The organism is Devosia sp. (assembly GCF_030689745.1).
Classification (GTDB): domain Bacteria; phylum Pseudomonadota; class Alphaproteobacteria; order Rhizobiales; family Devosiaceae; genus Devosia; species Devosia alba.
This window is the reverse complement of record NZ_JAUYGL010000052.1, coordinates 1-20,430: the sequence shown is the minus strand read 5'-3', so window position 1 is coordinate 20,430 and position 20,430 is coordinate 1. Positions and strand designations below refer to the sequence as shown.

The following is a 20,430-nucleotide window of genomic DNA, read 5'->3' as shown; positions in this document are numbered from 1 at the left end:
CCCAATCGTCTCCCTCCCCCTTGTGGGGAGGGATCAAGGGTGGGGGTGGTTTGGCCACGCTATCGGGGCCCCCGCACCCCCACCCGGCTCGATAGCGGACTTAGCAAGCCAAGTCCTATCTCGCTTTCCCTCCCCACAGGGGGAGGGATGCCGACTGCGAACGCGGCTTTAGGTGCAGTTTAGGCCGCCCGGGCCACGCTGCGCCGGCTGCGCGCATCGCTGACCTTGAAGATATCGACAATCATGTCGAGCTCGGTGGCTTGCGTCTCGGTCTGTTCGATCGCCGCGTTCATTTCCTCGACCAGGGCGGCATTGTGCTGGGTCATTTCGTCCATCTGCCGTACGGCGATGCTGACCTCGGTAATGCCGGTCGACTGTTCCTGGCTGTCGCGCGAAATGCCGTCCATCAGCGTCGAGCTGGCACGCACGCCGTCCAGCATGCCGTTGAGGCGATCGGCGGCGTCTGCCACCAACCGGCTGCCATCGCGCACTTCATTGGCGGACTGCTCGATCAGCACCTTGACGTCGGCCGAGGCCGAAGCGGCCGACTGCGCCAGGCGGCGCACTTCGACGGCCACCACGGCAAAGCCCTTGCCGGCATCGCCGGCCCGGGCGGCTTCCACCGACGCGTTCAGCGCCAAAAGGTTGGTCTGGAAGGCGATGTCGTCGATGAGGCCGATGATATTGGAAATCTTGGACGAGGATGTGGTGATCCGCTCCATCGCGCCGGTGGCCTTGGCCATGACCTCGCCGCTCTGCTCGGCCGAGATGGTGACTTCCTTGGCCTTGCCATTGGCCTGCTGGGCGCGCTCGGCATTCTTCATCACCGTATCGGCCAGGGTTTCCATGGCGGCCGAGGTTTCCTCGATCGTCGCGGCCTGCTTGGTGGTGCGCTCGCTCAGATCATTGGCGCCGGCCAGGATCTCGCTGGTCGCCGTCTTGAGCGACCGCGAAGTGTCCTGCAGCTGGGCAACGATGTCGGCCAGCTTTTCGGCCACGGCATTGGTATTGTTCTTGAGGGCGCCGAAAGCGCCCTGGTAGTCGCCGGTGACGCGCTGCGTCAGATCGGTATTGGCGATGGCCGACAGCACCGTGCCGGTCTCGGCCAGGCCGCGGTCGACGGTTTCGACCAGGCCATTGACGCTGGCAGCAAGGCTGTTCAGCTCGCCATCGCTGAAGTCGGTCGCCACGCGCTTGTCGAAATTGCCGGCGCTGGCGGCCTTCATCACCGCGGCCAGTTCGCCCTGCAGCAGGGCCATCATGTCAGCACGCTCGACGATGGCCATGTTGTGGGCGGCCTCCTCGGCGCTGAGCGCGGCGACGCGCTTGGCGTTCTGGCGGAACACTTCGACGGCGCGGGCCATGGCGCCGATTTCGTCCTTGGCATCGGCATTGGCAATTTCCACGTCAAGCTTGCCATCGGCAAGCTCGCTCATGGTCTGCGTCAGGTTGCGCACCGGGCTGACGATGGTGCGGCGACCCACCAGCATGCTGACCGTCAGGCCGATGGCGATACCCACGGCCGCCGAGATGGCCAGGGTCAACATGGCGGTGAAGGCCGAGGCGTCGGCATCGGCGCGCATGCCGGCCATCAGTTCGCCCGAATAGGCGCTGTAGACCTTGATCGTGTCGGTCACCACCAGCTGGGCAGCCAGGGTGTCCGCCAGGGCGGCATCAAGGGCCGCCGCATCGAACGGCTGGGCCGCAGCCACGGTGAGCATGCCGTTGATCTTTTCGAAATAGGCATCCATCACCGGCTTGACCGCCTCGAGCTGGCTGAGCTCGGTCGCATCGGCCGCGGCCTCGATGACGGGGAACCGCGCCTTCATCTCGGTCATGCGGCGATCGGCCTGGCTGACGAAATCGGCGGCGTCGGCAGGATTGAGCACCAGCTGGTAGGTCATGCGGCTGATAGCGATCACGTCCATGCGCAGGTCCATGGCTTCGCGCGCCGCCACTTCCTTTTCACCTACCCGGTCCATCGTGGCACTGAGCGAACCGAGCTCCCGCCAGGCGATGCCGGCAATGGCCGTTGCGACGATGCCCATCAGCAGGACTGTCAAAATGAATTTCTGTAGAATAGGAAAATTTCTAAAGTTCATGGCGATGCAACCTGGTGCCCGAGTGTTGACCGCAGCGTTCTGCTGCCAGTCATGGCACTACGGATCGGCTCAATCGCTTAAGGTTGAGTGAACCATCAACGAAAACGCGCCGCTTGCATGTCGCCTATGCACTGGCCGCAGATGCGCCCGGCTGGGGACATAGCCCCGTTCAGCGCAGCAGCGACTGGCCGCCGTCAACGTAGATGGGCACGCCGGTGATGTGCCGCGCCGCATCAGACGCCAGGAAGGCGATGGTCTCGGCGACATCGCGGCTCTCGCCGGGTTCGCCGCCGGTCAGGGGGATATCGCCCTGTGGAAACGCGACCTCGATTTCGGCCGCCGCAGTATTGCGCTTGTCGGTATTGTCGGCGATCTGGGTGTCGATGGCGCCCGGGCACACCGCGTTGACCCGGATCTGGTGTGGTCCCAGTTCCAGCGCCAATTGCTGGGCCATCGCAACCTGCGCCGCCTTGGTCGCGGAATAGGCCGTGGCCCCGGCAGAGGTGAAGGTGCGGTTGCCGTTGATCGATGAAACGATGATGATCGCGCCGCCGGCTTTTTTCAGATGCGGCACGGTCAGGTGCAGCGTCAGATAGGTGCCACCCAGATTGATCGTCATGGTCTTGTCCCACTCCGCCGGCAGCAACTCGTCAATGGGTGCCCAGACCCCGTTGATCCCGGCATTGGCCACCACGATATCCAGGCGCCCCCAGCGGGCGATGATGCTGTCGACCGCCGCGCGCATGCCATCGGGATCGGCAATATCGGCGGCTACCGCCATGGCCTCGCCACCAGCGGCAATAATCTCGTCCCGCGTCGCCTCGATCTCGTCATCGGTGCGGCTGAGCACGGCGACGCGGGCGCCACCCCTGGCCAGCAGCAGGGCCGTGGCCTTGCCGATGCCTGATCCAGCGCCAGTGACCAGTGCGACCTTGTCGGAGAATGGCATTGTGGGCTCCCTTGTCTTGCCAGTCGTTCACTAACCAAGCGCATGGCCTCCCGCATGGTTCCGCCGCTGCAAGCTTTCCCTGCACTGTGGTGTCCGCACTGTTCGATGTTTCGCCCCTGCTCTTTGGCGGCGGAGCGACCTATCTAGGGTCAAGCCAACGAGCAACCCAGGAGCGTGCCATGATTGATACATCCGTTCAGACCAATGTGAAGTCTGCCCCGCTGCTGCCGCTGACCACGACGCTCGGCCCGGTCCACCTCGCCGTCACCGACCGCACCAAGGCGCTGGCCATCTGGCGGGATGTGGTCGGGCTCGAACTGCTCGCTGACAAGGATGGGGTGCTGACCCTGGGCGCCGGCGGCAAGCCGCTGATCGTGCTCGAAACCGGCGCCACGGCGCCGGTGACGCCGCGCAGTATTGGACTTTATCACGTAGCCATTCATGTGCCCAAGCGCGCCGATCTGGCGCAAATGGCCATCCGCGCCATGCAGCGCAATATTGCCATTTCCCCCACCGATCATCTGGTGTCCGAAGCGATCTATCTATGGGATCTGGATGGCAATGGCATCGAAATCACCTTCGAGACGCCCTGGCGCGGTACGCTGGGCGATCCGGACAAGGGCGAGACCTATGCCGTGACCACAGACGGCAAGCCCCATTCCGGCCGCGACCCCATTGATATGCAGGGGCTGCTCGCTGAACTGGCACCGCAGCCGGAACTGGCCGCGACCATGCCAGGGGGCACCCGCATCGGCCACGTGCATGTGCACGTCAATGATCTGCGTCAGGCCATGGATTTCTATCGCGACGTCATCGGCTTTGCCGGTTTTCTGTTGATCGACTCCTTCGGCATGGGCGATGTCGGGCTCGACTACATGCCCCATAGCCTGGCGTTCAACATCTGGTCCGGCCCCAATGCGACGCTGCCTGCCGCCGGCACGGCCGGTTTGCGCTGGTTCACCATCGCGCTGCCTGACGCGGCCTCATTGGAAGAGGTCAAGCATCGGCTGGAACAGGCGGACGCCCCGATGGCCACGCTGGAAAACGGGTTTGAGACCCGGGACCCGTTTGGCAATCGCATTCGTGTTGTAGTCAGCCCGTAACTGACATGTTAGTCCTTCCGCCCAGTGATCGGGAGGATTTCATGCGGGCTATTTCTTGCGGCGCGCCGGGTAAGCTGGCGCTGATCGATATTGCAGCACCAGAGCTCAAGCCCGGCTGGGTGCGGGTCGGCATCCGCCATATCGGCATTTGCGGCACCGATTATCACATCTTTGAAGGCAAGCACCCCTTCCTGCAATATCCGCGCATCATGGGCCATGAACTGTCCGGCGTGGTACTCGATGCCAACGGCGCAGCCGGGCTGTCCGATGGCGATGCGGTGGTCATCAATCCCTATCTGCCTTGCTACAGCTGTCCCGCCTGCCGCGAGGGCAAGACCAATTGCTGCGAGACGCTGACGGTGATCGGCGTGCATGGCGATGGCGGCATGGCAGAGCAGATCATCATGCCCGAAGCCAACCTCTATCGCGCCGAGGGCCTGAGCCTGCGTGACGCGGCCATGGTGGAGTTTCTCGCCATTGGCGCCCATGCCGTGCGTCGGACGGCGCCGCAGCCCGGTGGGCAGGTTCTGGTGGTCGGCGGTGGCCCGATCGGCCTGGGCGTTGCCTTTTTTGCCCGCATTGCCGGCGCAGAGGTGATCATTCTTGACGCCGCCGCCGACAAGCTGGAGATGGCGCGTCGTTTTGGTTTTGGCGCTGCGGCGCTGGACGAGCGCGATGGTGCCGCGTTCAAAGCCAAAATGGGCAGCGGTTTTGACGCCGTATTTGACGCCACCGGCGCCATTGCGGCGATGAACCAGGCTGTAAGCTATTGCCGCAATGGCGGCGCGTTGACGCTGGTGGGTGTGGTCAAGGGTATACTGGCCTGGGAGGACCCGGAAATCCACCGGCGCGAACTCACCATTCGCGCCTCGCGCAATGCGACTCGCGAGGATTTTGACCATGTCATGGCCTGCATTCGCAATGGCAGCGTACCGACCGACCGGCTTGCCACCCACGCCACCAGCTTTGATGATGTTCCCGCCAATTTGCCGAAATGGGCCCACGACCGCACCGGGCTGATCAAGGCCATCATAACCCTTTAGGAGGACGCATGCGCAGCGCTCAGGACGTCATCAGCTTCTGGTTTGTCGAACATTCCAAGGAGGACTGGTTTGACGGCAAAGCCGAATTCGATACGGCTCTGTCGCAGCGCTTTGCCGATACCCATCGGCATGTGGCGCTGGGCGAAGCCTGGCAATGGCGGGAAACCGCCGAGGGCCGGCTGGCCGAGATCATCGTGCTCGACCAGTTCTCCCGTCAATTGCACCGTGGTTCGTCCGACGCCTTTGCGCAGGACAAGATGGCCCTGGCCCTGGCGCAGGAAGCCATCGCTGCCGGCGCCGACCAGACGCTGGAGCTCGAGCGGCGCATGTTCGTCTACATGCCCTTCATGCACGCCGAGTCGCTGCCGATCCAGGAGGAGGGCGTCAAGCTCTTCGGCCAGTTTGACCCGGACCTGCAGAAATTCATGACCAGCCATCGCGACACCATCGCCCGCTTCGGCCGCTTTCCGTTCCGCAATGCGGCGCTGGGGCGGACCAGTACGCCGGACGAACTGGCCTATATGAAAGCCCAGGGCGATCGGGCGTTCTGAGCAGGCGTGCTACAGCGATACCAGCTTCGGATCGACCAGTGCGCCCTTTTGGCCGATGACCACGCGCGCCACGCGGTGGGCGGCTTCGGCGGCTTCCCGCAGCGACCTGCCGGCCAGACGCGCCGAGAGATAGGCGCCGTTAAAGCTGTCGCCGGCTCCGGTCGCATCGACCACATTTGCGCCCGGCTGCGGCGCAATGCGGACGCGTTCATTGGCGGTGGCGATGAGCGCGTCGCCCGCGCCATCCTTGACCACGACTTCTTCCACGCCCAGTTCCAGGTAGCGGTCAGCAGTCTCGTCGACATTCTTGTCGCCGAACAGCGGTGCTTCATCGCCATGGGTGGGCAGCACGATGTCGCACAGGCTGGCGGCCGCGGTCAGCACACCGGCCATGACACGCGGACTGGTCCATAGCGCCGGGCGCAGATTGGTATCGAAGACAATTTTTGCGCCATTGTCCCGTGCACGCACGATGGCGCCGAGCAGCCGGCCGCGGGCGCGGGGCGCCAGAATGGCCAGGGTAATGCCGGAGAAATATACCATGCTGGCGCCTGCAACGGCCTTGGCCAGCACGTCCTTGTCGTCGGCCAGCAGCTTGGCGGCGGAGGTGTCGCGCCAATAGGTGAAGTGGCGGTCGCCATCGGCCTGATGGATCATGTAGAGGCCTGGGCGCCGGTCCGGCACGGTGCGGATGTGGCTGGTGCCGATCTGATTGGCCTCCAGAAATGCCTTGATGTCGCTGGAGTATTTGTCGGCGCCCAGTGCGGTGAAATAGTCCACAGACCAGTCAGCGCCGAGCAGGGCGCGCATATACCAGGCGGTATTGAGCGTATCGCCGGCATAGCCCAGGCGATATTGGCGATCCTCGCCGCCACTCATTTCGATCATGCATTCACCGATGCTGACGAAGCGATGCTGTACCAAGCCCTTGCCCTCCTTGCGTGCCTGAGGCTTATGCCGGTAAAGCCCATTTGCCTGCAAGTCAGTATCTTCCATACAAGATCAGAAGGCACTATGGTGCCGCCAAATTTGTTTCGCCGGAGATTTCCATGACGCGTCTGAGCGCCAAGACCCTGAACAGCATTCCCGCCGGGGTGGCTGTGCCCAATTACGATCGCAGCACGCTGACCCCTGGGATCGTGCATCTGGGTATCGGCGCCTTTCACCGCGCGCATATGGCGGTCTATGTCGATGATCTGCTCAAGACTCACCCCGATTGGGCCATTGTCGGCGCCAGCCTGCGCCGCCCCGACACCAAGGAAGCGCTTGAGCCGCAGGACGGGCTTTACACCATTGCCGTGCGCGATGCGGCGGGGACCCATCCCCGGGTGATCGGCTCCATCCTCAGCGTGCTCGATGCCAATGCCCAGCGCGACGAATTGCTGGCGCTGATGGCCGACCCCAAAATCCGCATCGTCTCGCTGACGGTGACCGAGAAGGGCTACTGCCACGACCCGGCAACCGGCGAACTCGATGAGCGCCATCCCGATATCGCCCATGACCTGGCCAATCCGGCGTCACCAAAATCGGCCCCCGGCATGCTGGTCGAAGCGCTGGCGCGCCGGCATGCGGCTGGTGTGCCGCCCTTTGCCGTGATGAGCTGCGACAACCTACCCTCCAATGGCGAGACCGTGCAGCGCATCGTCACCCGCTTTGCCAGCCTGCGCGACGCCGCTTTGGGCGACTGGGTCAGCCAGAACGTGGCCTTCCCCGGTACCATGGTTGACCGCATCGTCCCCTCGACCACCGATGCTGACCGCCAGACCATTGCCGGCCTGATCGGGGCGGAAGATGCCTGGCCGATCATGACCGAACCTTTCACCCAATGGGTGATCGAGGACAAGTTCCCGCAGGGCCGCCCGCCGTTTGAGACGGTCGGCGCGCAACTGGTCGCCGACGTCGAGCCGTTCGAGCGCATGAAGCTGCGCATGCTCAATGGCAGCCACTCCACCATTGCCTATCTCGGCTACCTGGCGGGCCATGAATATGTCTCCCAGGCTATTGCCGATCCGGCCTTTCACCGGTTGATCCACGGGCTGATGACCGAAGAAGCCATGCCGACGCTGGACATGCCGGGCACCGATCTGGGCGCCTATCGCGACCAGCTACTGGCGCGTTTTGCCAATCCCGCCCTGCAGCACCGCACCTGGCAGATTGCCATGGATGGCAGCCAGAAGCTGCCGCAGCGCCTGCTCGGCACTATTCGAGACCGCCTCAAGGCCGGCCAGCCTTTTGATCGTCTGGCCCTGGGGGTTGCCGGCTGGATGCGTTACGTCGTGGGCATTGACGAGAAGGGCGACAACATCGATGTGCGCGATCCGCTCGCCATGCGCATGATGGCCATTGCCGCCGAAGCGGGTGACGATGCCGAAGCGCTCTATGTCGGGCTGGTGGCGCTCAACGAAGTGTTCGGCACCGATCTCGCCGACAACCAGGCCTTTGGCGACGCCGTGGTCACCCAGCTCGAGAGCCTGTTCGACGACGGCGTGGTCGCGACGATCCGGGAACTGGTGGGTTAGGCACCCCCACCCGGCCTCCCCCTTCAGGGGGAGGCCGGGTGGGGGAACTCCCGCTTAAATCCGGCCTTCCATGGCCCGGTCGAAGATTTCCAGAGCCAGGGCCTTGGTCAGTTCCACCGGATTGCCGCCCGCGGTGGGGTCGACAATCGCCATCTCGCCGATCAGCTCGCGCTTGGAATTGTCGACTTTGAACGCCGCCAGCGTGTGGGGCACATCGAGCCGCATGCGCAGGCCGATGACCGCGTGCTGGAATGCCTCAAAGCTTGGCGCGAGACCCAGATAGGCAGCCAGCCGGGCGATGCGCGTTTCAATGGCGGCGCGGTTGACGATCAGCACATAGGGCATGAACACCGCATTGGTCATGCCGTGGTGGGTGTCATAGAGCGCGCCAACCGGATGGCTCAACGCATGAATGGCCCCGAGCCCCTTCTGGAAAGCGGTGGCGCCCATGGCGGCAGCGCTCATCATGTGCCCGCGCGCTTCGAGATCGTTGGGATCAGTCACCACCTTGGGCAGGTTTTCCATGACCAGGCGAATGCCTTCCACGGCAATGCCATCGGCCATGGGATGATAGCCCGGCGCACAATAGGCTTCGAGGCAATGGGCCAGTGCGTCCATGCCGGTGCCGATGGTGATGAAGGCTGGCATGCCCACGGTCAGCTCGGGATCGGCGATAACGATCTTTGGCATCATCAGCGGGTGGAAGATCACCTTCTTGGTGTGCGTGGTTTCGTCGGTGATCACCCCGGCGCGACCGACCTCCGAGCCGGTTCCGGCTGTCGTTGGCACGGCGATGATCGGCAGGATGCCCTTGGGGTCGGCACGGGTCCACCAATCGCCAATATCCTCGAAATCCCACATCGGCCGGGTCTGGCCCGCCATGAAGGCAATGACCTTGCCCGCGTCGAGCCCCGAGCCGCCGCCAAAGGCGATGACGCCATCATGGCCGCCCTCGCGCAGTTGCTTGACGCCGGCCTCTACATTGGCCGCGATCGGATTGGGTTTGACATCGGCAAACACGCCGACGGAAATGCCGGCATCGGCGAGCAGTTTGATGGTGTTCTGCGTCACCGGCAGGTTGACCAGCCCCGCATCGGTCACCAGCAAGGGCTTGCTGATGCCGGCGCTTTTGAGCGCTTCAGGCAGTTCGGCAATGCGGCCGGAGCCGAACTTGATGGTGGTCGGGTAATTCCAATTGGCTTTGGTCATTTTGGGTCACACCCGTTTCAAGTGATAGGATTTTGGCTGCGTCAGATTGGCGTAGCCGATCTCGCTCAGGCTGCCGCCCTTGCCCGTGTCCTTGACGCCGGTCCACACCAGCGCCGGATCGAGATAATCGCAGCGATTGGCGAATACTGTCCCGGTCTGGATACTCTCTCCCAGCTTGGCCGCAGCATCGAGATCGTTGGTCCAGATCGAGGCAGTCAGGCCATAGGGGCTGTCATTCATCAGGGCGATGGCTTCGTCGTCGTCGGCCACTTTCATGATGCCGACCACAGGGCCAAAGCTCTCCTCGCGCATCACACTCATCTGGTGATTGACCCCGGTCAGCACCTCCGGCGTCAGATAGGGCGAGCCGGGCACATCCAGCCTGTGGCGCGTATTGAGCCGCGCCGTGGCGCCGCCGCGCACGGCTTCTTCGGTCTGTTGCCGCACATGATCGGCAAAGCTGCCGCGCGCCATCGGCCCCACCATGGTCGCCGCATCGAGCGGATTGCCCAGCGTCCAGCTGCTGGCCGCTTCAAGGAAGTCATCCACGAAACGGTCATAGACATCACCGTGCACATAGATGCGTTCGACCCCACAGCAGCTTTGGCCGGAGTTGAAGAACGCGCCGTCCACCAGGCCTTCCACGGCATGCTCAAGCTTGGCATCGGCGCGCACATAGGCGGGGTCTTTGCCGCCCAGTTCCAGCCCCAGCGTGGCAAAGGTGCCGGCAGCCGCCTTCTCAATGCGGCGACCGCCTTCCACCGAGCCGGTGAAATTGATGTGGTCGATCTGCCCCGAGCCGATCAACGCTTCGGTATCGGCGTGGCCCATCACCAGATTCTGGAACAGTCCGGTGGGCAGCCCAGCCTGTTCGGCGGCCAGGGCGAAGCGTTCGCCGGCGAGCAGCGTCTGGCTGGCGTGCTTGAGGATGACGGCATTGCCCGCCACCAGCGCCGGGACGATGGAATTGACCGCCGTCAGGAAAGGGTAGTTCCACGGCGCAATCACCAGCACAACGCCCAGGGCTTCGCGGGTGATGTAGCGGGTGAAATTGTCTTTCAGCGGCAGTTCGGTTGGCGCCAGCGCGCTGGTGGCCAGTCCGATCATGTAGCGGGCGCGCTCTTCAACACCGCCTCTTTCGCCGCCATAGCGCACGGGCCGCCCCATCTGCCAGGCCAGTTCGGGCACGATTTCGTCATTCATCAGCAGCAGTGCGTCGACCATGTGGCTGACGATCTTCTGCCGCTCGGGCAGGGTGGTTTCCCTCCAGGCCCGCCGTGCCATCTGCGCGCGAATGACCGCCGTTTCGATGTCGATGCTACTGGCAACACTACGCTCGGCATAAAGGCTGCCATCGACGGGGGAGATGATTTTGACCGTCTCGGTCATGGGGACTTCCTTTTGTCAGCAGGCGATGGCGCGGACATGGCCGAGGCCGGCATAGTCGAGAATGAGCACGTCCCGGGTCACAATTGTCAGGTCCAGCGACCGGGCGGTGGCGATAATGATCCGGTCGGCGGGATCGCGATGCAGCGGTTCAGGCAGAAAGGATGCATCGGCAAGAATATCCGGCGTCAGCGGGGCGAGTTTAAGGCCACCTGTTGTTAGAATACGATCAAACCAGACCTTGGGCGGCAGTGGTGATCTCAATCGACCCTTGGCGACCAGCAATGCCCGCTCCCAGGCTGAAATGGGCGAGATCAGTACCGGCGTTCCATTTGTCGCGCTCTCGTTCATTGCCGCAACTGCCGCCGGCTCAATATGGGCAGCCTCCGCCATCCAGATTGCAGCGCAGGTATCGAGAAGAAGGGAGGCGCTCACGGACGCTTGAGACCCTGCTGCTCGACGACAACACCATGATCATAGGCGTCGTCATAGACATTGGCCCAATCGAGGTCCGCCGGCTGAGTCAAGTCAACGCCTGGCATGATGATCGAGGTGCCCTTCATGCTCCCAAACAGCGGGTGCTGTTTGGTGGGCAGCGTCGGTTGATCTCGCGGATCCAGGTATGTTTGCGACACTTCTCCAAATCCTTTTTTCAGCTTGGTTGCAACAAAACCCAGTCGCTCGCCCGGCACGTCTACGTCTGTTGTTTCGTAACCCGCCCGCAACCAGGCCTGTGCCTGAACATGACTGCCATCAGTGTTGCTCCACCAGGCGGCGTAACGGCGCGCGGAGGCGGGGAGCACAAAGCCCAAGATCTCCTCGACATCGGCGAAGCCAAGCTCCAGCCGTTCATGATCTGATGCCGTCAGATGTTGGTACAATGGTTCATATTTGGACATAACGACCTCCATACTGCGGTCGAAGATAACAGTATGTACTGTACTGTTCAATAGTAACGTACTAACTCCGCTCGAAGCCGCGCTTGAGTTCCCAGTCGGTCACCCGGCGGTCATATTCGAGCTGCTCCCATTCGGCAGTGTGCACATAATGGGCGATGACATCGGCGCCAAATGCCGATTTGAGCAGGTCCGAGCGGCGCAACCAGTCGGTGGCGTCGCGCAGGGTTTTGGCGATCTCCGGCAATTGCTCCCTGACATAGGCATCGCCGACAAAGGCGGGCGGCAAGTCGAGCTTTTCCTCGATACCCTTGATCCCCGCCGCAATCAGCGCTGCCATCGCCAGATAGGGGTTGAGATCAGCGCCGCCAATACGGCACTCGGTGCGAATGGATTTCGAGTTTTCGCCGCACAGGCGGAACCCGGCGGTGCGGTTGTCCCGGCTCCAGATCGCCTTGGTGGGCGCGAAGGTACCGGCCTGAAAGCGCTTGTACGAATTGATATAGGGCGCCAGAAAATAGGTGATGTCGCGTGCATAGGCCAGTTGCCCGGCCATGAAGTGCTTCATCAGCGCGCTCATGCCGCGCTCGTCCTTATCGTCAACAAACAGCGGCTTGCCGGACTTGTCGGCCAGCGACATGTGGATATGGCTCGATGAGCCGGCCAGGCCGTAGTCCCACTTGGCCATGAAGGTCACGGCCTTGCCCTGGGCCCAGGCGATTTCCTTGGTGGCATTTTTCAGCACCACATGGCGGTCGGCCATGGTGAGGGCGTCAGAATATTTGACGTTGATCTCTTCCTGCCCCGGGCCCCATTCGCCCTTGGAGGATTCCACCGGAATGCCCGAGGCCTGCAGGTGCTTGCGCAGCGCGCGCATGACGCCCTCTTCCTTGGTGGTCTGGAAGATATTGTAATCCTGGATGTAGTCGCCCGCTGTCTGGGCCCGTGCGTGGCCCTTCTGGCTGATGGTGCGATAATCCTCGTCGAACAGGTAGAATTCGAGCTCGGTCGCTGCATTGGCCGTATAGCCCATGGCAGCGAGGCGATCGATCTGTGCCTTGAGCATGGCGCGGGGGCTGTGGGCAACCGGGGTCTGGTGATGGTCAGCGAGGTCGCACAGCACAATGGCTGTGCCTTCGAGCCAGCTCGCCTTCATCAGGGTCGCCAGATCCGGCTTCATGACGAAATCGCCATAGCCTTTCCCCCAGTTGGCCGCCGCGTAGCCCGGTACCGGCTCCATGTCGATGTCATCGGCCATGAGATAGTTGCAGGCATGCGTCTCGTCATGGGCCACTTCCACGAAGAACTCGGCCTGGAAGCGCTTGCCGATCAACCGCCCCTGCATGTCGGGAAAGGCGACAAGCACGGTGTCGACACTGCCTGCGGCAACATCCTTTTTCAGCTCGGCAAGACTGTAGGCGGCCATTTCAATCTCCAGGATACAGGGTATCCCGGCCGCGATGGCGCGGCCGGGTTAATCGGTTCAGCTGTAGCGGTATGGCGGGCCCGCCAGTTCCATATCGGCGTTGTACTGCTTGATGATCTCGACCACCCGGGCACTGCGGTCCGACTGTTTGGCGATATCGTCCCAGAAGGCGACAGCGTCAGTTTCCACCTGCTTCCATTCAGCCTCGGGAATGGTCGTCAGCTCGAGCTTGCCGTTGAGGCGGAAGTTGGCTTCGCCGGCCCAGTACCAGTGCTGGCGATAATAGTGCGAGGAGTCGATCATCATGCGGTAGAGCTGCTGCAGGTGTGGCGGCAACTCGTTCCACCGTGCCGTGTTGACGAAGTAGGAGCCGGCCCAGGCACCCGAAAGCGGGTTGGTCAGGTAGTATTTGAGCGCATTGGCCCAGCCGACCGTGTGCAGCTCCGTGGTGCCGCTCCAGCAGATGCCGTCCAGTTCACCGGTCTGCAGTGCCGGCTCGACATCTTCATAGGGCAGCGATACCGGAACAACCCCGTATTTGGAGAGGAACTGGCCCGCCGTGGGGAAGGTGTAGACACGCAGGCCATTGAGGTCGGCCAGCGAGTTGATCGGCTTGGTCGTGCCGAAATTGCAGGGATCCCAGGCGCCGGTGGACAGCCAGGTCACGTCCGGGATTTCGGCATAGGCCTCTTCCCAGATTTCCTTGAGGCCACGCCAGTGCCAGAGCGCGGGAACGTCGAGCGAATAGCGCGAGGCCAGCGGGAAATAGGCGCCGAACACCTTGACGTCCACTGGTGCGGCGGCGGAGTCGTCGTCGCTCTGGGCGGCGTCGATCGTGCCGGTCTGGACGGCGCGGAACAGCTCGCCATGCGGCACCAGCTGGTCGGCCGTATAGAGTTCGATGACCATCTCGCCGTTTGCGGCGATGTTGAACCAGTCGATGGCGTTCTTGACCACATGTTCGGCCAGCGCCGGACCGGCATAGGTCTGCAGGCGCCAGCGGATCGGCTCCTGCGCCTTGACATGGGGCGTTGCCAGCGCCGTGGCGCCTACAGCGCCGGCGGTGGCCAGGCCCGCCCGCTTGAGAAAGTTACGCTTGTTGAGAAGATCAGTCATGTCTGTTTCATCCCCTTGATGTTGACGTTCCGAGCAGACTTGCCGGAACGCATGATTGGACTCGACGTCGGACTTGCTCGTTCAGCGCCTCCCTTCTTGTGTTGGCATATGGTTCACCATGGTCCCCTCAGCGTCCGGCATAAAGGCCAGGCAGCCACAGCGCGATCTGCGGAAAGATCATCAGCAGGATCACGGTCAGGACCATCATCAGCACGAATGGCAGGATGGAGCGATAGATATCGCTCAGCCCGATTTCGGGCGGCGCCATGGCGCGCATGAGGAACAGATTGTAGCCAAAGGGCGGGGTGATGTAGGCGATCTGGCAGGTGATGGTGTAGAGAATGCCAAACCAGATCACATCGAAGCCGAGCAGCCGCACCAGCGGAATATAGAGCGGCGCGACGATCACCAGCATGGCCGTGTCATCGAGGAACATGCCCATGACCACGAAGCTGAGCAGCATCAGGATCAGTATGCCCCAGGGATCGAGTCCAAAGGTGTTCAGCAGCAGGTTTTCAATAGCCCGTACGGCGCCCAGCCCATCATAGACCGACGAGAAGCACAGCGCGGCCAGGATGATCCAGAGAAACATGCAGCTGATCAGCAGTGTGTTTCGCGTCGTTGACTCCAGGACCTGCCAGTTGAGCTTGCCCGACAGGGCCGCCGCCACCGTTGCCAGCAGCGCCCCCACGGCCGAGCTTTCGGTGAGGCTGGTCGTGCCGGTGAGGAACAGCGTCATCATGATGGCGAACACCGCCACCGGCATGAGGCCCTCGCGCAGCAGCACGAGCTTGTCACCCAGGGTGATCTCCGCCAGTTCCTCAGGCGAAATCGGCGGGCCCATTTCCGGCTGGATGCGACAGCGGACATAGACATATATCCCGAAAATGGTGGCCATCATCAGGCCGGGCATGATGCCGGCCAGCCACAATTCGGTTACCGGTGCCCGCGCAATCATGGCGAACAGCACCAGCACCACGCTGGGTGGTATCAGGATGCCCAGCGACGAGCCGCCCTGAATGACCCCGGTGACCATGATCTTGTCATAGCCGCGCCTGAGCAGCTCGGGCAGGGCAATTGTGGCGCCGATGGCCATGCCGGCCACCGACAGCCCGTTGATGCAGGAAATCAGCACCATCAGCCCCATTGTGCCCAGCGCCAGCCCGCCCCGGACCGAACCGAACCAGACATGGAACATGCGGTAGAGGTTCGAGGCGATGCCGCTCTCGCTCATCATGTAGCCCATGAACACGAAGAAGGGCACGGTGATCAGCGGGTACCAGTTGAGCACCTGGAAGGCCTGATTGAACGGCATCTCGACGGCGCCGCGCCCCCAGAGCCAGAGCGCGGCTGCCGAGCCGACAAAGCCGATGACGCCAAAGACCCGCTGCCCGGTAAACAGCAGCACCATCATGGTGGCGAACATGAAGAGGGTGATGAGTTCGGGTGTCATGTAATCGGCCTATCCATCGCCTGCGCCACATCCCGGAACAATTGCGCGATGACTTGCAGAAGCATCAGGAAAATGCCGATGGTCATGGCAACCTTGACCGGCCAGAGCACGGGCGACCAGGCGGAGTAGTTCTTCTGGTTGTACTGAATGGCATATTGCGTGCTCGAAATGCCGCCCCAGAGCAGCACCCCGAGAAAGAAGATGACGGCCAGCAATGTGACCGCGTCCAGGCCTGCCCGCCGGCGCAACGAGAGCCGGCTGTAGAACAGATCCATGCGGACATGGGACCCATGCTGCAGGGAATAGGCGCCGCCCAGCAGGTAGAAGGCCGAGAGCAGGAACTGGGTCATTTCGAGGGACCAGTTGACCGAGACCCCGAATACGGCGCGCGACACTGTCGACCACAGCATGATGGCGGCCATGGCAAAGAAGATCACCATGGCCAACCGCCCCGCATAGAGGTTGATGCGATCCACCCATCTGACAAAGAAGACTATCGGCTTGGGCACGATGCTGGTTCCTGTCTCTGGGTCATCGGTTTGCTCCAGCTATCCGTGTTTCGTCGGCACCAGCGCCTGTCGTGCCATCTCAAGGCACCGTGCCAGCCGGCTCGACCACAGGGTCACCCCGGCTGGTTCAAGGATCTCGTCATTGCGCAGTTCGATCATGGTGGCATCAAGCCCGCGCCCATCGCCATGGCGCTCCAGCGTCAGCGTCACGCCATTGAGCGCGGCATAGGGCTCGTTCCAGCCGATATTGAGTGCAGGGTCTTCCGCAGCCAGCGCGTCGCGCAAGGCCTGGGTAAAGCGCGTGTCAACGCCGTGAATCAGGCCAATCGGCCAGGGCCGCGCCACCCCGTGATAGATCGGGGTGAAGGAGTGCATGCAGATCAGTATGCTCGCCTGCCCGGCATGACGACGGTCGTCCAGCAGGGCCTCGATCGCATCGTGATAGGGTCGATGGTAGTGGTCGATCCGGTATTGCCGTTCCTCCGGGCTGAGCGCCTCATTGGCCGGGATGCGCGTGGCCTCCGACAGTGTCCAGATCAGCTCGGGTGCATCCACATCACGATTGCAGTCGATCACCAGTCGCGACACCGTCGATTGGACCAGCGGCGCATCAAGCAGGTCACCCAGCGCCCGGCTGACCGACAATGCGCCGGGGTCCCACGCAATATGGCTGGCCCGTTCGGTCATGGTCAGTCCCAGATCGCCATAGCGAGCCGGAATGCGATTGCTGGCGTGGTCACACACAATCACGAAGGGCGATTGCCCCTGCGCATTGGTCACCAATACCGGCTTTTGCTCTTCTCTGACCATTTGGCCCCTGCGCGGGATTGATTAACTTCTGTAACAGTAGTTTCATAATTGGAAAAACTGTCAATGCTGAATGCATGCAATCAGGAGTGCCGCGGTGGGAAAATCAGTTGCCGGACGCATTCACGATGCAATCGCCGGCCTGACCGCCGCCGAAAAACGCGCTGCGCGCGGCCTGCTCGGCTCCTATCCCACCCTTGGCCTGGCGCCGGTGGCCGAGTTCGCCCTGCATGCCGGCGTCAGTTCCGCCAGCGTGCTGCGCTTTGTCGCCCAGCTTGGCTATAAATCCTATCCCGACTTCCAGCGGGCCCTGCGTGATGAAATGGAGCAGCGCTCCAAATCGCCCCTGCAGCGTAGCCCCACCGGCATCAGCGAAAGCCCGGACGATCCCCGCTTCCTCGACCACTTCATCGCCCAGGCGGTGGACAATCTGCGCCGGGCGGCAGCGCTGATCCCGGCGTCCGAGTTTGAGGCGGTCTGCACGCGACTGGCTGAAAGCCGGGGCACCTGCTGGCTGGCCGGCGGCCGGTTCACCGATTTTCTCGCCGGCTATATGGAGGCCCATCTGCGCCTGATCCGGCCGGGCGTGCGCCGGTTCGACGGCAGGCCGGCCACCCAGGCCGACCAGATGCTCGACGTCCGGGATGGCGATACCGCCATCATTTTTGACGTTCGCCGCTATGATCCTGCCCTCCTGCAACTGGCCAGCGATCTGGCAGCCAAGCGCGTCCAGATCGTGCTGATCACCGATGAATGGATGAGCCCGGTCAGTCGCTTTGCCAAGCTGGTGCTGCCCGGATACACCGAAATGGGCCGCACCTGGGACGCCAATGGCGCGCTGCTGACCGTGGTCGAGGCCGTGCTGGCGCGCACCACCGAACTGACCTGGACCACTGCCAGCAAGCGCATGGGCGCGATCGAGCGCCCCTAGTCCGTCTTGTCCATGCTGAGGAAATCGGGACCATCAAGGCAGATGCTGGCATCAATCTCGCCAATGGCCTCGGTGTCCTTGCCGGCATAGTCGAGCCGGTGCAGCACGCTCTGGATCAGGGTAATCCGCCCCCGGCGCTTGTCATTGGTACGGACCACGGTCCAGGGAGCGTGCTCGGTATGGGTGCGCTCGATCATGGTGTTACGCGCATCGGTATAATCGCTCCACCGCGTCAGGGCTTCCAGATCAATCGGCGACAGCTTCCACACTTTGAGCGGATCGTGGCGGCGGTCATGGAAGCGCTTGAGCTGCATCTCGCGGCCAATCGACAGCCAGAACTTGAACAGGTGAATGCCGTCTTTGGTGATGCGCTTTTCAAATTCCGGCGCTTCCTCAAGAAAGTGCTCGGTTTGCTTGGGGGTGCAAAAACCCATCACCTTTTCCACGCCGGCCCGGTTGTACCAGGAGCGGTCAAACAGCACCGTCTCGGTGGCCGCCGGCATCCAGTCGACATAGCGCTGGAAATACCACTGCGTCCGCTCCCGATCATTGGGCTTGGGCAGGGCGGCGATGATGGAATAGCGCGGGTTGAGGTTTTCCAGATAGCGCTTGATGGTGCCACCCTTGCCGGCGGCGTCGCGCCCCTCAAACACAATCATGATGCGCTCGCCGCTGGCCGCCAGATGGGCCTGCAGGGTCACCAATTGTTTTTGCAGGGCGTACATCCGGGCTTCATAGCTGTCGCGATCCAGCTTATCGTCATAAGGGTATCCCCCCGAGGCCATGGCGCGCTTCTTGATGGCTTTGGGCAGTTTGGGATTTTCGATATCGAAGCCGTCGATTGGGTCAGTCACTCTTGTTGCTCCGTTGTTATATTCATCGTGCTATAGAGACGCCCCCTCACGCAAGGGGATTGCCCTCTGTCTGAAGCACCCGCCCCAATGAACCAAGCCCCCAGCCGCACGGCCGGCCAATATCTCCAGGACATGCTGTCTCGCCTGCTGCAGCAGATCGGCCTGCTGGCCGGCGGCGCAGTGGTATTTGCGGGGTTGGTGCTGTTCGCCGGTCTGAGCCTGGTCGGCGCCATAATCGGCTTTGCCGCCCTGCTGGCCGGCATTGCGCTGCTGCCCTCCCAGGCGAGCTCCCCATCGGACCCCGACGCGGCGGCGTCCCCGCTTCCCCTGGACATGCCGGCCAGCACGGTGGCCATCTTTGCCGATGCCCTGATCGAACCTTGCCTGGTGCTGGACCGGCGCCGCATCGTGCTGCACGCCAATCTGGCCGCCCGGCAGGAATATCCCGGCGTCAGCACGGGCAATCCCATCAGCTTTTCCATGCGCAATCCCGATCTGGTGCGGGCCATCGATGTGGCGATGCGCACCGGCAGGACGTCCAGCATCGAACTGCACGAAACGGTGCCCTCGCAGACCTGGCACAAGGTGGTGGTGGCGCCGCTCAACCGGCCGGGCCTGGATTGGTTGAGCGATGAGGATCGTCAACTGCTCGTGACCTTCCAGAGCCTGACCGAACTCAAGCAGGTCGAGGCCCTGCGTTCCGATTTCATCGCCAATGCCAGCCATGAATTGCGCACGCCGCTGGCCTCGCTGCGCGGCTTCATCGATACCCTGCTCGGGCCGGCAGCCAAGGATACGGCGGCACGCGAGAAATTCCTCGGCATCATGCAGGGCCAGGCCGAACGCATGAGCAAGCTGATCGATGATCTGCTCAGCCTGTCGCGCATTGAAATGCACCAGCATGTGCGGCCCACCGGCAGCATTGATCTGGCCGCCCTGTTGCGCGAAGTGCGCGAGGGGCTGATGACCCAGGCCAAGGCCGCCGAAATCGACATCCGGCTCCATCTGTTTGCGGGCTCCTCGACCACCATTGGCGATCGGGGCCAGCTCTATGAGGTGTTCGAGAACCTGCTCGACAATGCCATCAAATATGGCGCGGGCGGCCGGTTCGTCGACGTCAGCCTCGAGCCAGCCGGCCGCACCGGTTTCCAGCATCTGGTCACGGTGATCGACTACGGCCAGGGTGTGGAGCCCGAACATGTGCCGCGGCTGACCGAGCGCTTCTACCGCATCGATGCCGACGCCAGCCGCAAGAAGAAGGGCACCGGCCTGGGTCTGGCCATCGTCAAGCACATCGTCAATCGCCATCGCGGCCAGCTTTCGATCAAGAGCAAGCCCGGCGAGGGCATGCGCGTGGAAGTGTTGCTGCCTTAGGGCCGTGCAGAAGCGCCGCCTGCAGCGCGGTTTTCAATGAGCGGACGGACCCCGAGACGGCTTTCGCCTCCGGTAAGGTAAAAAACGAGACGAAACCGCCTCGGGGCGCCGGTTTTTGGAACTGTACGGCGGCACGGGGATCGCTCGCCCCCACACGGCCGGACTGGAACCTGTGCGGCAGGCAAAGACCACACCCGGCTCA

19 protein-coding genes are annotated in these 20,430 nt (G+C 62.7%); 6 read left to right on the top strand and 13 right to left on the bottom strand.

Annotation, left to right across the window (positions count from 1 at the left end):
• Window positions 1-179: 179 nt before the first annotated feature.
• Together Q8O80_RS04730 and Q8O80_RS04725 are read right to left on the bottom strand one after the other, a co-directional pair.
• Window positions 180-2,063, bottom strand: a complete 1,884-nt coding sequence (locus Q8O80_RS04730) for a methyl-accepting chemotaxis protein (protein WP_371136105.1) — start codon at window positions 2,061-2,063, stop codon at window positions 180-182.
• 208 nt (window positions 2,064-2,271) lie between these two features.
• Window positions 2,272-3,051, bottom strand: coding sequence for an SDR family NAD(P)-dependent oxidoreductase (locus tag Q8O80_RS04725; protein ID WP_305577462.1), 780 nt, complete (start codon window positions 3,049-3,051; stop codon window positions 2,272-2,274).
• Between the two features lie 179 nt (window positions 3,052-3,230).
• Between Q8O80_RS04725 and Q8O80_RS04720 the strand changes: the two genes are divergently transcribed.
• From Q8O80_RS04720 to Q8O80_RS04710, 3 genes are read left to right on the top strand one after another with little or no spacing between them, the layout of a single operon-like run.
• Entirely contained in the window at window positions 3,231-4,154 is a 924-nt protein-coding gene (locus Q8O80_RS04720) for a VOC family protein (protein WP_305577461.1), read from the top strand.
• 41 nt (window positions 4,155-4,195) lie between these two features.
• On the top strand, window positions 4,196-5,197 hold the full coding sequence (locus Q8O80_RS04715) for a zinc-binding alcohol dehydrogenase family protein (protein WP_305577459.1): 1,002 nt from the start codon (window positions 4,196-4,198) through the stop codon (window positions 5,195-5,197).
• Between the two features lie 8 nt (window positions 5,198-5,205).
• Window positions 5,206-5,748 carry a DUF924 family protein gene (locus Q8O80_RS04710; RefSeq protein ID WP_305577457.1) on the top strand — a complete coding sequence of 181 codons (543 nt, stop codon included), beginning with the start codon at window positions 5,206-5,208 and terminating at the stop codon, window positions 5,746-5,748.
• 9 nt (window positions 5,749-5,757) lie between these two features.
• Here Q8O80_RS04710 and Q8O80_RS04705 read toward each other — a convergent pair whose 3' ends face one another.
• Window positions 5,758-6,672 (bottom strand): sugar kinase, encoded by a 915-nt coding sequence (locus Q8O80_RS04705; protein WP_305577455.1) that lies wholly within the window; start codon window positions 6,670-6,672, stop codon window positions 5,758-5,760.
• A 125-nt stretch (window positions 6,673-6,797) separates the two neighbouring features.
• On the opposite strand from Q8O80_RS04705, the gene Q8O80_RS04700 reads away from it, so the two are divergent.
• Complete coding sequence (locus Q8O80_RS04700) at window positions 6,798-8,267, top strand: mannitol dehydrogenase family protein (RefSeq protein WP_305577453.1); 1,470 nt, start codon at window positions 6,798-6,800, stop codon at window positions 8,265-8,267.
• Window positions 8,268-8,321: 54 nt separating this feature from the next.
• Here Q8O80_RS04700 and Q8O80_RS04695 read toward each other — a convergent pair whose 3' ends face one another.
• From Q8O80_RS04695 to Q8O80_RS04655, 9 genes are all read right to left on the bottom strand, one after another.
• The gene (locus Q8O80_RS04695) at window positions 8,322-9,476 is read right to left on the bottom strand and encodes an iron-containing alcohol dehydrogenase (protein ID WP_305577451.1); all 1,155 of its coding nucleotides are present in this window, start codon (window positions 9,474-9,476) and stop codon (window positions 8,322-8,324) included.
• A gap of 6 nt (window positions 9,477-9,482) precedes the next feature.
• Window positions 9,483-10,865, bottom strand: coding sequence for an aldehyde dehydrogenase family protein (locus tag Q8O80_RS04690; protein WP_305577449.1), 1,383 nt, complete (start codon window positions 10,863-10,865; stop codon window positions 9,483-9,485).
• Between the two features lie 15 nt (window positions 10,866-10,880).
• Window positions 10,881-11,297: a type II toxin-antitoxin system VapC family toxin gene (locus tag Q8O80_RS04685; protein WP_305577447.1), complete on the bottom strand. Its 417-nt coding sequence runs from the start codon at window positions 11,295-11,297 to the stop codon at window positions 10,881-10,883.
• Window positions 11,294-11,761: a hypothetical protein gene (locus Q8O80_RS04680; RefSeq protein WP_305577445.1), complete on the bottom strand. Its 468-nt coding sequence runs from the start codon at window positions 11,759-11,761 to the stop codon at window positions 11,294-11,296. Before Q8O80_RS04680 ends, Q8O80_RS04685 begins: the two co-directional genes overlap by 4 nt.
• Before the next feature lie 61 nt (window positions 11,762-11,822).
• Window positions 11,823-13,184: a glutamine synthetase family protein gene (locus Q8O80_RS04675; protein WP_305577443.1), complete on the bottom strand. Its 1,362-nt coding sequence runs from the start codon at window positions 13,182-13,184 to the stop codon at window positions 11,823-11,825.
• A 57-nt stretch (window positions 13,185-13,241) separates the two neighbouring features.
• Window positions 13,242-14,300: a TRAP transporter substrate-binding protein gene (locus Q8O80_RS04670; RefSeq protein WP_305577441.1), complete on the bottom strand. Its 1,059-nt coding sequence runs from the start codon at window positions 14,298-14,300 to the stop codon at window positions 13,242-13,244.
• A gap of 127 nt (window positions 14,301-14,427) precedes the next feature.
• Window positions 14,428-15,753, bottom strand: coding sequence for a TRAP transporter large permease subunit (locus Q8O80_RS04665; RefSeq protein ID WP_305577439.1), 1,326 nt, complete (start codon window positions 15,751-15,753; stop codon window positions 14,428-14,430).
• Entirely contained in the window at window positions 15,750-16,262 is a 513-nt protein-coding gene (locus tag Q8O80_RS04660; RefSeq protein WP_305577437.1) for a TRAP transporter small permease subunit, read from the bottom strand. The genes Q8O80_RS04665 and Q8O80_RS04660 overlap by 4 nt, the downstream gene beginning before the upstream one ends.
• A 39-nt stretch (window positions 16,263-16,301) precedes the next feature.
• Complete coding sequence (locus tag Q8O80_RS04655; protein ID WP_305577435.1) at window positions 16,302-17,072, bottom strand: N-formylglutamate amidohydrolase; 771 nt, start codon at window positions 17,070-17,072, stop codon at window positions 16,302-16,304.
• Window positions 17,073-17,166: 94 nt separating this feature from the next.
• Between Q8O80_RS04655 and Q8O80_RS04650 the strand changes: the two genes are divergently transcribed.
• The gene (locus tag Q8O80_RS04650) at window positions 17,167-18,000 is read left to right on the top strand and encodes a MurR/RpiR family transcriptional regulator (RefSeq protein WP_305577433.1); all 834 of its coding nucleotides are present in this window, start codon (window positions 17,167-17,169) and stop codon (window positions 17,998-18,000) included.
• Here the strand turns inward: Q8O80_RS04650 and ppk2 are convergent.
• Window positions 17,997-18,854: a polyphosphate kinase 2 gene (gene ppk2 / locus Q8O80_RS04645; RefSeq protein WP_305577431.1), complete on the bottom strand. Its 858-nt coding sequence runs from the start codon at window positions 18,852-18,854 to the stop codon at window positions 17,997-17,999. The genes Q8O80_RS04650 and ppk2 overlap by 4 nt on opposite strands.
• Window positions 18,855-18,941: 87 nt before the next feature.
• On the opposite strand from ppk2, the gene Q8O80_RS04640 reads away from it, so the two are divergent.
• The gene (locus tag Q8O80_RS04640; RefSeq protein ID WP_305577429.1) at window positions 18,942-20,228 is read left to right on the top strand and encodes a cell wall metabolism sensor histidine kinase WalK; all 1,287 of its coding nucleotides are present in this window, start codon (window positions 18,942-18,944) and stop codon (window positions 20,226-20,228) included.
• The last annotated feature ends 202 nt before the right edge of the window (window positions 20,229-20,430 follow it).

Coding starts and splice junctions, on each gene's coding strand:
- Q8O80_RS04655 (WP_305577435.1), bottom strand. CDS start 17,072: ATGGTCAGAGAAGAGCAAAAGCCGGTATTGGTGACCAATGCGCAGGGG.
- Q8O80_RS04665 (WP_305577439.1), bottom strand. CDS start 15,753: ATGACACCCGAACTCATCACCCTCTTCATGTTCGCCACCATGATGGTG.
- Q8O80_RS04725 (WP_305577462.1), bottom strand. CDS start 3,051: ATGCCATTCTCCGACAAGGTCGCACTGGTCACTGGCGCTGGATCAGGC.
- Q8O80_RS04680 (WP_305577445.1), bottom strand. CDS start 11,761: ATGTCCAAATATGAACCATTGTACCAACATCTGACGGCATCAGATCAT.
- Q8O80_RS04695 (WP_305577451.1), bottom strand. CDS start 9,476: ATGACCAAAGCCAATTGGAATTACCCGACCACCATCAAGTTCGGCTCC.
- Q8O80_RS04640 (WP_305577429.1), top strand. CDS start 18,942: ATGAACCAAGCCCCCAGCCGCACGGCCGGCCAATATCTCCAGGACATG.
- Q8O80_RS04700 (WP_305577453.1), top strand. CDS start 6,798: ATGACGCGTCTGAGCGCCAAGACCCTGAACAGCATTCCCGCCGGGGTG.
- Q8O80_RS04675 (WP_305577443.1), bottom strand. CDS start 13,184: ATGGCCGCCTACAGTCTTGCCGAGCTGAAAAAGGATGTTGCCGCAGGC.
- Q8O80_RS04720 (WP_305577461.1), top strand. CDS start 3,231: ATGATTGATACATCCGTTCAGACCAATGTGAAGTCTGCCCCGCTGCTG.
- Q8O80_RS04710 (WP_305577457.1), top strand. CDS start 5,206: ATGCGCAGCGCTCAGGACGTCATCAGCTTCTGGTTTGTCGAACATTCC.
- Q8O80_RS04715 (WP_305577459.1), top strand. CDS start 4,196: ATGCGGGCTATTTCTTGCGGCGCGCCGGGTAAGCTGGCGCTGATCGAT.
- Q8O80_RS04690 (WP_305577449.1), bottom strand. CDS start 10,865: ATGACCGAGACGGTCAAAATCATCTCCCCCGTCGATGGCAGCCTTTAT.
- Q8O80_RS04670 (WP_305577441.1), bottom strand. CDS start 14,300: ATGACTGATCTTCTCAACAAGCGTAACTTTCTCAAGCGGGCGGGCCTG.